Below are 9,651 nucleotides of genomic sequence, written 5' to 3'. Positions count from 1 at the left end.
GAGGTCTTCTCGGCTGTGGGATCCCCGACTTATGTATGACCAATACGCGGCATCGGGGCTGTCCTCGCGAGAAGACCTCTGAGAACCCGCGGCGGCCCACCCACGCAACCGGCACAAGCGGCTGCGCCGCTTCAAAGACAAAACGCCCGCGTTACCACGTCCGCACGTCACCACATCCAAAACAGCCTCTATAGCGATCCAAAGTGCTCACGAGCCCTGCTCGGGGCGGAAACCCGGGCAATGGCGCGTCGAGAGCGCCTGGTGGTGCCCGTGCTCAGCAGTGCTCGCCGCATTTGGCGCAGATCCGGCCTCCGCCGCCCTGCTTCGGCACCGGGGCGTGGCCGCCGCCTGCCGGGCATTCGTCCATGTTCGGGACGTGCGGGGGTCTGCATCGGACTGCGATCCGGCCGCGGAACTGCGCGAGTCTGGCCCGGAATGCGCCGCCGACACCCATGCTTCACTCCTGATCTTCGTGCCCTCGGACTTCACGTCGGCCGAGAAAGCTTCGAAGAAAAGGTGCAAACGGTCGGTTTCCCGGGGGAAATCCGGACACGCGCGGTGATCGCGTCGCGCCGCTGCCCGATCAGCGGGACAGCACGTCGAGCAGCCGCCGGAGGCTCGATTGCAGGTGATCGCGCAGGTCGTCCGGGGCGTCAATGGCGAAGTCGGCGTCGAGGACGGCCAGGTCGAGCACGCGCCGGGTGATCGCGGGCAACGTGTCCTCGCCGAGCCGGACGGAGCAGCTGTGCTCGTCGATCGCGGCGACGCGGTCCGGCAGCAGCGGATGCAGGTGCTTGCGCACGGACTCGGCGGCGGCCTGCACCGTGACCCGAGCGGAGTAGCGGTAGGGCGCGTCGATGATCGAGCGCCGGATGTGCTCGGCGGGGCTTTCCGCGGGTAAGGCGCGTGGTTCGAAGCGGCGGCCGGTGGCCAGCGGCCGGACCAGGCGGTCGGCGCGGTAGGTGCGCCAGTCGTCGCGGTCGCGGTCGAAGGCGATCAGGTACCACAGGCCGCGCACCGCGACCAGGCTGTGCGGTTCGACCCTGCGGGATTCCGTTGGGCCACCGCGCTTCTCGTAGTCGAAGGACAGCACCTCGTGGTCCCGGCAGGCCGCCCCGATGGTGGCCAGCGTCCCGGCGTCGACCTGCGGGCCGTCGCGCACCACCACCGGCACCGTCGCGCCCGCGAGGGCTCCCACCCGGCCGCGCAGCCGGGCCGGGAGCACCTGCTCCAGCTTGGCCAGCGCGCGGATCGAGCTCTCCTCGATGCCGGTCACGCTGCCGCTCGCGGCGGTGAGCAACCCGGCCGCCACCGCGACGGCTTCGTCGTCGTCGAGCAGCAGCGGCGGCAGGTTCTTGCCCGAGGCCAGCCGGTAGCCGCCCGCGGTGCCGGTGGTGCTTTCGACCGGGTAGCCGAGCTCGCGGAGCCGGTCGATGTCGCGGCGCACGGTGCGGCCGGTGACCTCCAGCCGGTCGGCCAGCTCGCCGCCGGACCACTCGCGCCGGCTCTGCAGCAGCGACAACAAGCGGAGCAGCCGGGCGGGCAGCGTGGTCGTCATGTTTTCAGGATCGCACATCGTTTAGGACAAGAACTGTCCTCAAGGTCGAATAGGGTTCATGGCATGGCACCGAACGAATTCGCCGCGCTGACCGACCGCGTGCAGGGACCGGTGTTCCTGCCGGGAGACGCCGACTACGACACCGAACGTTCCGGATTCCTGGCCTTCGACCAGCGCCGGCCGCAGGTCGTGGTGGCTGCGGTCGACGCGGAAGACGCGCGGGCGGCGGTCGAGTTCGCGGCGGCGCGCGACCTGCCCGTGGCGGTGTTGAGCACCGGTCACGGCATCGCGTCCGAGGTCGAGGGCGGGCTGCTGATCACGACCGGCCGCATGTCGGAGGTCCGGATCGACGCCGAGCGGCGCACCGCGTGGTTCGCGGCCGGCGTGCGGTGGGGCCAGGTGGTCGAGGCGGCGGCGGAGTTCGGGCTGGCGCCGCTGTCCGGCAGCGCGCCGCACGTCGGCGCGGTGTCCTACACCCTCGGCGGCGGCCTCGGGCACCTCGCGCGGCGCTACGGCTACGCCGCCGACCACGTGCGCGCCATCGAGATCGTCACCGCCGACGGGCGGCTCCGCCGCGTCACCGCCGATTCCGACGCCGAGCTGTTCTGGGCGCTGCGCGGCGCGGGCGGGAACTTCGGCGTGGTGACCGGCATGGAGGTGGATCTGATGCCGGTCGCGAGCCTCTACGGCGGCGGGCTGTACTTCGACGCGCACCTGATCGGCGACGTGCTGCGAGCCTGGCAGCAGTGGACTCGCGACCTGCCGGACGAGATGACCTCCTCGGTCGCGCTGGTCCCGTTCCCGGACGTTCCGGTGCTGCCGGAGCCGCTGCGCGGCCGCCACGTCGTGCACGTGCGCATCGCATACGCCGGTGATCCGGCGGAGGGGGAGCGGCTGACCGAGCCGTTGCGGGCCGTCGGGCCGCGGCTGATCGACTCGGTGCGCGAGATGCCGTACCGGGAGGTCGGCTCGATCAACAACGACCCGGTCCAGCCGATGGGCTACGTCACGGACAACGCGATGCTGCACGACTTCGACGACGCGGCGATCAAGACGCTGCTCGACCTGGTCGGCCCGGACGCGCCGCAGCGGTGCGTGGTCGAGGTCCGCCACCTCGGCGGCGCGATGTCCCGGCCGGCGGGCAACTGCGTCGGGCACCGCGACGCGCCGTACGTCTTCGGCGTCAACTCCAAGGTCGACGAAGCCACCGTCGACGCGGCCCGCGAGCTGCAGAGCCGCGTCATGCGCGAGATGTCCCCGTGGTCGACGGGCGGCCGCAACCTCAACTTCCTGGCGGGCGGCAGCGCCAACCCGGAAGGCGTCCGCGCGGCCTACGACCCGGCCGACTACGACCGCCTCGCTGCCATGAAGGCGATCCACGATCCGAAGAACCTCTTCCGCCTCAACCACAACATCCCGCCGGCGCGGCGTTCCGGCAGGTAGGAGCCCGTGAGTGTTTTGTGCTGCTATAGAGCCTGTTTCCAAACTCGTCCTGCATAGCGGTGCGGGTGGCGGAACCTCAGAGGCCTTCTCGGCTGTGGGATCCCCGACTTATGTATGGACCAATACGCGGCATCGGGGCTGTCCTCGCGAGAAGGCCTCTGAGAACCCGCGGCGGTGCCGGTTGCGAGGGTGGGCTAAGCGGCTGCGCCGCTTCAAAGACAAAACGCCCGCGTTACTACATCCGCACGTCACCACATCCAAAACAGCCTCTTCTATAGCGACACAAAACACTCACGGCTCGTTGTGGCGGGCGCGGTAGTCGCTGGGCGACATCCCGCACTCCCGCCGGAAGTGCTGCCGCAGCGGCACGGCGTGGGTGTAGCCGCAGCGCTGCGCGATGCGCTCGACCGTCAGGTCCGTGGTCTCCAGCAGCTGGCAGGCCAACCACAGCCGTTGCCGGGTCAGCCAGCGGACCGGGCTGATCCCGACCTGCCGGCGGAACTGCCGGTTGAAGGTGCGCAGGCTCATCGAGGCGTGCTCGGCCAGCTCCGCGACCGGCAGATCGTGGTCGAGGCGCCGGATCGCCCAGTCCAGCGTCGCCGCCAGGCTCGCTCCCGTAGCGCGATTCGCCGGTTCCGGCCGGGTTTGCGCCTGGTCGCCGCTGCGGTGCGGGGAGGCGATCATCCGATGGCCGACCTGGGCGGCGACGGCCGTTCCGAGATCATCGGCGACCAGCCGCAGGCACAGGTCGATGCTCGCCGCGGTGCCCGCAGCGGTGTAGTAGCGGTCGTCCTGCACGTACAGCGCATCAGGCCGCACCTGCACCCGGGGATGTGCTCGGGCGAATTCCGCGGCGAACATCCAGTGGGTGGTGGCTGCCCGCCCGTCCAGCAGTCCGGCTTGCGCCAGCACGAACGTGCCGCCGCCCAGGCCGATGATGCGGGCACCTCGGCGCCCGGCCTGCCGCAGTGCCCTCAGCAGCGGTGCCGGTGCGGGCGTTCCGGGTTCGTCGCACGACGGGACGATGATCGTGTCCGCTTCGGACAGGGCGGCCACGCCCGCGTCCAGCCGCAGCCGCGCGTCCGGTTGCACCGGCACGGAGCGGTTTCCCACCGCGCACAAGGAGAATTCGTACCAGTCGGGATGCAGGTCCCGGCGCTCGGTGCCGAAGATCTCGGCGGGTACGGCCAGTTCGAACAGCGGCAAACCGGGCAGGACCGGGACCACCACCCGGCAGGGTCGACCAGTGCGCGGCATGGCCAGAACATAACCAGTGTTGGCGAGTTCGCTGCTGGCAGGTTCGGGCGTTCGGGCCGGACGATCGGGTGGTGACGATCCTGATAACCACGGCGGCCGGCAGCGTCGGCCGCGAGCTCACCGATCTGCTGCGCGGCAATCCCGACGTGCGCTACCTGGTCCGTTCCGACCGCTCTGCCGCCTCGCTGGGGCCGGTGGCCGGTCGCGTCATCCGCGGCGACGCGGGCAATCCCGCCGACGTGCGAGCCGCGGTGCGCGGCGTCGAGCGCCTCTACCTCGCCCACACCTACAGCACGGGCCAAGCGGAGGTCGAGATCGGCCTCGCGCGGGCGGCGTTGGAGGCCGGTGCCACGCGGATCGTGAAACTGGGGGCCCTGGCCTGGCGCACCGCCGGCGAGCCGGATCCGGTCACCGGGGCGCACGAGGTCATCGTCGACCGGCTGCGGGAGATGGGCGTGCCGGAGCTGACCGTGCTGCGCCCGGACCGGTTCCTGCAGAACTTCCTGGGACAGCTCGATTCCATCTCCGCCGGGGTACTCGCCGATCCGGGTGGGCTGGGCGCCCGCGGTTTCATCGACACCCGCGACATCGCCGAGGTGGCCGCCGCCGAGCTGCTCGCCGAGCGCCCGGTCGGTGGCCCGCTGTCCCTCAGCGGTCCTGAGCGGCTCAGCGTCGAGCGGTTGGCCGAAGAATTCGGTGCCGCCGTGGGGCATCCGGTTCGGTACCGCAGCGTGGTGCCCGATGCCGATTGGCAGGCCGGGCTGGTCCGTTCCGGCTTGTCGGTCGAGTACGTCGCGGGGCTGGCCGCGCTCTACCGCAACTACCGCGCAGAAGCGGAGTCCGAGCTGGGCACCGGCGTCCAGGAGGTTCTGGGACGCCCGCCCCGTTCGGCGGCGGACTTCGCCTCGGACGTGCTCGCAGGCGCTCTGCCGGGACTCACTCGTAGGTGATCTCGACCTCGTCCGTGATCGGGAGGGACTGGCAGGCCAGGATGATTCCCTCGTCGAGGTCTTCCTGGTCCAGCACCGAGTTCTGGAGCATCTTCACCTCGCCGCGTTGGATCCGGCAGGCGCAGGCGCTGCACGCGCCTTCACGGCAGGAGAACGGCGCATCCAGGCCCTTTTCCAGGAGCACGTCCAGCAGGCGCTTCTGGCGTGGCCATGCGAACCGGTGGTGCTCGCCGTCGAGCTCGACCGCGATCGTCGCGGCGTCCTCGGCCGGCTCGGGCGTCTTGGGTTTCTTCTTCTCGAAGGGGTTTCGTTTCAGGGAGACGAAGCGCTCGATGTGGGTTCGTGCCCGTGGGACTTCCAGGTCTTTCAGCGCTTCCGCGGCGGCGTCCATGAAACCGCCCGGCCCGCACACGAAACATTCGCGGCCCGCGAACGGCCTGATCAGCTCGCGCAGCGCCGGCACCGTCGGCAGGCCTTGCACCGATTCCAGCCAGTGCACGACCACGATGCGATCGGGGTGCCGCGCGATGAGATCCCGGAGTTCGGCGGCGAAGATGACCGAATCCTCGTCCTGGTTGGCGTAGATCAGCACCACGCGCCCGGTTCCGGCCGCCAGCACCGACTTCGCGATGGACATGACCGGCGTGATCCCGCTGCCCGCCGCGATGAGCAGGAGGTCGTCGTCCAGCGAGCTCGGCGTGAACGCGCCGCCGGGCGGCAGAACGTCCACAGTGGTACCGGCGGAGACGTTGTCGCACAACCAGTTCGAGCCGTAGCCAGCTCGTTTCACCGTGACCTGCCAGGCCTCGTCGACGTGCGGCGAACTCGACAGCGAGTAGCTGCGCGCCACCGAGCCGGTGCGGTCGCTGGGGATTCGCAGCGTGAGGAACTGGCCGGGCCGGTAGGACCACGCCGGCGGCGGCTCGAACACCAGCGACCGGCTGTCCCGGGTCTCGTCGATGACCGCGGCGACCCGCAGTCGGGCGGGTTCGGGCATCGCAGGCTCCTGTGGTCTGGTGCGCGGTTTCCATTGAAGTCGAACCTTCGATTTCAATGGAAATCGCGGCTGTGATCTCCGTTGGAATCGTGCGACGTGGTGAGGTGGCCGTCGCGGGCCGCGGCGTCGATGCTCGCCAGCACGTCGGCGCAGGCTTCGGCGACCTCGCCCGCCGAGCGGTCGGCGAACGTCGCGCAGCGACGAGCGCCTTCGGCGGTCCACTGGATGCTGGTGTGCTGCGGGCTGTTCTTCTTCGCCAGCACCCGCACGCCGCAGCGCCCGCACTCGACCGGGCACAGCCCCGACCGCAGGTAGTCGTCCCGGTCGGCGGCCGTGCCCTCGCGCACCCTGGCCAGCGCCGCGGGCTGATCGGCGAGATCCGGTGCCTTGGCCCAGGTCATCAGCCCTCCGCCTTCTTGCGCGCGAGGTTCTCCGCGACTTCCCGTTCCCACACCTCGTTCGCGCGGCTGGTGTCCACTTCGAACTCGAACCTCGCCACCATGTCCTCGCTGACGTCCTCGACGTCCACGTAGAACTGCTCGTACCAGCGGCGCAGCTGGTAGACCGGGCCGTCTTCCTCGCACAGCAGCGGGTTGTCGATCCGCGTCTTGTTCCGCCAGATCTCCACGTCCTGCAGGAACCCGACCCCGGTGTTCTTGGCGATCTTGGCCGCCAGCTTGTCGGCCTGCTCGTCGGAGAGCCCCGGCAGCTTCTTGACCAGCACGCCCCACTGCAGCACGAACGAGTCGGCGGTGATCGGGTAGTGGCAGTTGATCAGGATCGTCTCGATCGTGTAGCCCTTGTATTCGTTCCACAGCCGGTCGATCATGTACGACGGCCCGTAGTACGACGCCTCCGAGCGCACCTGGTTGTCGCTGCCGGAGTAGGTGCCTGCGCCGATGTCCGGGCGCCCCTTGGTGGTGAGGTACTGGCTGGCGACGTGGCCCTCGAAGATGTTCTTGAAGTAGGTCGGGAACGCGAAGTGGATGTAGAAGAAGTGCGCCATGTCCACCACGTTGTCCACGATCTCGCGGCAGTTCGAGCCCTCGATGCGCACGGTGTCCCAGGTCCAGTTGCTCCACTCGCCGGAGAACGCCTCCGGCAGGTGCGGGATCGTCACGTCCGCCGGAGGCGGGTTGCCCTGCGGATCGTTCCACACGAACAGCTGCTTGTTCTCCTCCATCGCGTGCCACGCCTTGGTGCGGGCCCGCAGCGGAATCCGCTTGGCGTAGGGGATTCCGACGCAGCGGCCGTTGCCCGCCCAGCGCCAGTCGTGGAACGGGCAGGCGACCGCGTTGCCCTTGATGGTGCCCTGGGTGAGGTCGCCGCCCATGTGCCTGCAGTAGCCGTCGAGCACGTTGAGGCCGCCGTCCTCGCCCTGGAACACCACGAGTTTGGTGCCGAACGCCTCCACGGCGTGCGGTGCGCCGTCCTTGAACTGCTCGGCAGGTCCGAGGCAGTGCCAGCCGCGCGCGTACCGGGTCGGTGGGGTTCCGACGTCGATGGTGCGCACCTCGTCGTTGTTTGCCGCCGTCATCTCGTCCCTTTCGCTCGTACCGCCTCAGAGTTCTTTTCGGAATGCGGCGTTAGCCGCATGCGGTGGGGACTCAACTTGCACCGCCGCGGGTTCTCAGGCGTCGCCTGGCGAGGACAGCCCCAGCGCCGCGTATTGGACATACACAAGTCGGGGATCCCGCAGTCCAGACGGCGGCCGTAACTCCCGCAGGGGGCCGCCACCCGCACCGCCCAGCAAGCCCATTGACGGAATCACTCCTCAGTTGCCAGGTGTCGCGCGGCGAGATATCCGAAGGTCATCGCCGGGCCGAGGGTTGCGCCCGGCCCGGCGTAGGTGCGGCCCATCACGGCGGCGCTTGTGTTGCCCGCCGCGTAGAGGCCGTCGATGGGCGTGCCGTCCTCGCGCAGCACCCGCGCGTGCACGTCGGTGCGCAGGCCGCCCTTGGTGCCGAGGTCGCCCGGCACGATCTTCACGGCGTAGAACGGTGCGACCTCCAGAGCGCCCAGGCTCGGGTTCGGCTTGTTGCGCGGATCGCCGTAGTAGCGGTCGTATCCGGAGGCGCCGCGCTCGAAGTCGGCGTCCACCCCGTCGCGCGCGAAGCCGTTGAATCTTTCGATCGTGCCGCGCAGGGCATCGGCGGGCACGTCGATGCGCTCGGCCAGCGCTTCGATCGTGGCCGCCCGCTGGATGGCCCCGGTTTTGAACCAGCGGCCCGGGAACGGCTGCCGCGGGCCCAGGCCCGCGAACATGTACCGGTTGCGGTAGCGCTGGTCGGCGATCAGCCAGGTCGGCATGTGCTCTCCGGGCCCGTCACCGGGGCCGTACATGGCGTGCACCGCGTCGACGTACGGCGCGGCCTCGTTGACGAACCGCTCTCCCTTGCCGTTGACCAGGATGCAGCCGGGCAGGGTTCGTTCGGCGAGGCAGAACCACGGCCCGCCGGGCAGCGGGATCGACGGCCCCCACCACGCGTCGTCCATCAGGTCCGTCGCGGCACCGAGCCGCTGCGCGGCGGTGATCGCATCGCCGGTGTTGGCCTTCGCGCCAACGGTCCACTGTGTCCCGATCGGCTCGCGCTGGTGCTGCTTGCGCAGTTGCTCGTTGTGCTCGAAACCGCCTGCCGCCAGCACGACTCCGTGCCGCGCCACCAGCGTCCGGCGCTCGCCGTCGCGCTCGACGACGACGCCGGTGACCCGGCCGCCGTCGTGCTGGAGGTCGATCAGCGGGGTGTTCAGCCACAAGGGCACGCCGGTGTCCCGCAGCGCGACCCGCAGTCCCGCGGCCAGCGCTTGACCGAGCGCGAGCAGGCGCCGGCCGCGAATCCTGGCCAGCAGCCAGCGCGTTCCCACCCGCAGTGCGCGCAGCGGGCCGCGCGGGTGGCGGGCGAGCAGGTTCAGCCACCGGAAGTCGGCCTGGGTGACGACCAGGTTCGCCGGGGCCTTGCCGTAGCCGGGTTCGAGATCGGCGAGCAGGTCGCCGAGCACCCGGCCGTCCAGCGGTGCCGCCTCGATGGATCGCCCGCCCACCCGGCCGCCGGGGGCTTCCGGGTAGTAGTCCGCGTATTCGGGCACCCACCGCATGCGCAGCGGCGTGCTCGGCAGGACCTCGGCGAGCATCCGCGGGCCGTTGTCCAGGAAAGCTGCCTGTCGTTCGGCGTCGACCGCGCCGCCGACGATGTGGGCGAGATAGGTGCGCGCGGCCTCCGGGCTGTCGGCGATCCCGGCCTCGCCGAGCACGTGGTTGTTCGGAATCCACACGCCGCCGCCGGAGCGGGCCGTGGAGCCGCCGAACTTCGCAGCCTTCTCCACGAGCACGGCGTCGAGTCCTTGCCGGGCCGCCGTGAGCGCCGCCGTCATCCCGGCGGCGCCGCTGCCGACCACGACGACGTCGAACTCCGAGCGGGCATCGGGTGTCCCTGCGGTCATCGCAC

General features: G+C 70.3%; 9 protein-coding genes. 2 read left to right on the top strand and 7 right to left on the bottom strand.

The genetic code is table 11. The features are described 5' to 3' along the window. Nucleotides 1-274: 274 nt before the first annotated feature. Both AB0I53_RS35405 and AB0I53_RS35400 read right to left on the bottom strand, forming a co-directional pair. Nucleotides 275-454, bottom strand: a complete 180-nt coding sequence (locus tag AB0I53_RS35405) for a hypothetical protein (protein ID WP_358612931.1) — start codon at nucleotides 452-454, stop codon at nucleotides 275-277. Nucleotides 455-583: 129 nt separating this feature from the next. Beyond that, entirely contained in the window at nucleotides 584-1,558 is a 975-nt protein-coding gene (locus tag AB0I53_RS35400) for a WYL domain-containing protein (RefSeq protein ID WP_358612929.1), read from the bottom strand. Between the two features lie 63 nt (nucleotides 1,559-1,621). Here AB0I53_RS35400 and AB0I53_RS35395 point away from each other — a divergent pair, with 63 nt between their 5' ends. Beyond that, the gene (locus AB0I53_RS35395; protein WP_358612928.1) at nucleotides 1,622-3,001 is read left to right on the top strand and encodes an FAD-binding oxidoreductase; all 1,380 of its coding nucleotides are present in this window, start codon (nucleotides 1,622-1,624) and stop codon (nucleotides 2,999-3,001) included. 291 nt (nucleotides 3,002-3,292) lie between these two features. On the opposite strand, the gene AB0I53_RS35390 is transcribed toward AB0I53_RS35395, so the two are convergent. Then, nucleotides 3,293-4,258, bottom strand: a complete 966-nt coding sequence (locus AB0I53_RS35390; RefSeq protein WP_358612926.1) for a helix-turn-helix domain-containing protein — start codon at nucleotides 4,256-4,258, stop codon at nucleotides 3,293-3,295. A 71-nt stretch (nucleotides 4,259-4,329) separates the two neighbouring features. Here AB0I53_RS35390 and AB0I53_RS35385 point away from each other — a divergent pair, with 71 nt between their 5' ends. Then, nucleotides 4,330-5,208 carry an NmrA family NAD(P)-binding protein gene (locus AB0I53_RS35385; protein WP_358612924.1) on the top strand — a complete coding sequence of 293 codons (879 nt, stop codon included), beginning with the start codon at nucleotides 4,330-4,332 and terminating at the stop codon, nucleotides 5,206-5,208. Here the strand turns inward: AB0I53_RS35385 and AB0I53_RS35380 are convergent. The 4 genes from AB0I53_RS35380 to kstD form a co-directional block, all read right to left on the bottom strand. After that, a complete protein-coding gene (locus AB0I53_RS35380) occupies nucleotides 5,195-6,205 on the bottom strand; it encodes a ferredoxin--NADP reductase (RefSeq protein WP_358612922.1) in 1,011 nt (336 codons plus the stop codon). The two genes, AB0I53_RS35385 and AB0I53_RS35380, sit on opposite strands and share 14 nt — an antisense overlap. Before the next feature lie 53 nt (nucleotides 6,206-6,258). Continuing rightward, nucleotides 6,259-6,606 carry a hypothetical protein gene (locus AB0I53_RS35375; RefSeq protein ID WP_358612920.1) on the bottom strand — a complete coding sequence of 116 codons (348 nt, stop codon included), beginning with the start codon at nucleotides 6,604-6,606 and terminating at the stop codon, nucleotides 6,259-6,261. After that, nucleotides 6,606-7,742, bottom strand: coding sequence for a Rieske 2Fe-2S domain-containing protein (locus AB0I53_RS35370; RefSeq protein ID WP_358612919.1), 1,137 nt, complete (start codon nucleotides 7,740-7,742; stop codon nucleotides 6,606-6,608). The genes AB0I53_RS35375 and AB0I53_RS35370 overlap by 1 nt, the downstream gene beginning before the upstream one ends. A gap of 230 nt (nucleotides 7,743-7,972) precedes the next feature. Beyond that, complete coding sequence (gene kstD / locus AB0I53_RS35365; RefSeq protein ID WP_358612917.1) at nucleotides 7,973-9,646, bottom strand: 3-oxosteroid 1-dehydrogenase; 1,674 nt, start codon at nucleotides 9,644-9,646, stop codon at nucleotides 7,973-7,975. Nucleotides 9,647-9,651 lie beyond the last annotated feature (5 nt).

Source organism: Saccharopolyspora sp. NPDC050389 (assembly GCF_040655595.1).
GTDB lineage: Bacteria > Actinomycetota > Actinomycetes > Mycobacteriales > Pseudonocardiaceae > Saccharopolyspora.
Note: the sequence above shows the minus strand (reverse complement) of the source record. Positions and strands in the feature narration are given on the sequence as shown.

Coding starts and splice junctions, on each gene's coding strand:
- AB0I53_RS35405 (WP_358612931.1), bottom strand. CDS start 454: ATGGGTGTCGGCGGCGCATTCCGGGCCAGACTCGCGCAGTTCCGCGGC.
- AB0I53_RS35400 (WP_358612929.1), bottom strand. CDS start 1,558: ATGACGACCACGCTGCCCGCCCGGCTGCTCCGCTTGTTGTCGCTGCTG.
- AB0I53_RS35395 (WP_358612928.1), top strand. CDS start 1,622: ATGGCACCGAACGAATTCGCCGCGCTGACCGACCGCGTGCAGGGACCG.
- AB0I53_RS35390 (WP_358612926.1), bottom strand. CDS start 4,258: ATGCCGCGCACTGGTCGACCCTGCCGGGTGGTGGTCCCGGTCCTGCCC.
- AB0I53_RS35380 (WP_358612922.1), bottom strand. CDS start 6,205: ATGCCCGAACCCGCCCGACTGCGGGTCGCCGCGGTCATCGACGAGACC.
- AB0I53_RS35375 (WP_358612920.1), bottom strand. CDS start 6,606: ATGACCTGGGCCAAGGCACCGGATCTCGCCGATCAGCCCGCGGCGCTG.
- AB0I53_RS35370 (WP_358612919.1), bottom strand. CDS start 7,742: ATGACGGCGGCAAACAACGACGAGGTGCGCACCATCGACGTCGGAACC.
- kstD (WP_358612917.1), bottom strand. CDS start 9,646: ATGACCGCAGGGACACCCGATGCCCGCTCGGAGTTCGACGTCGTCGTG.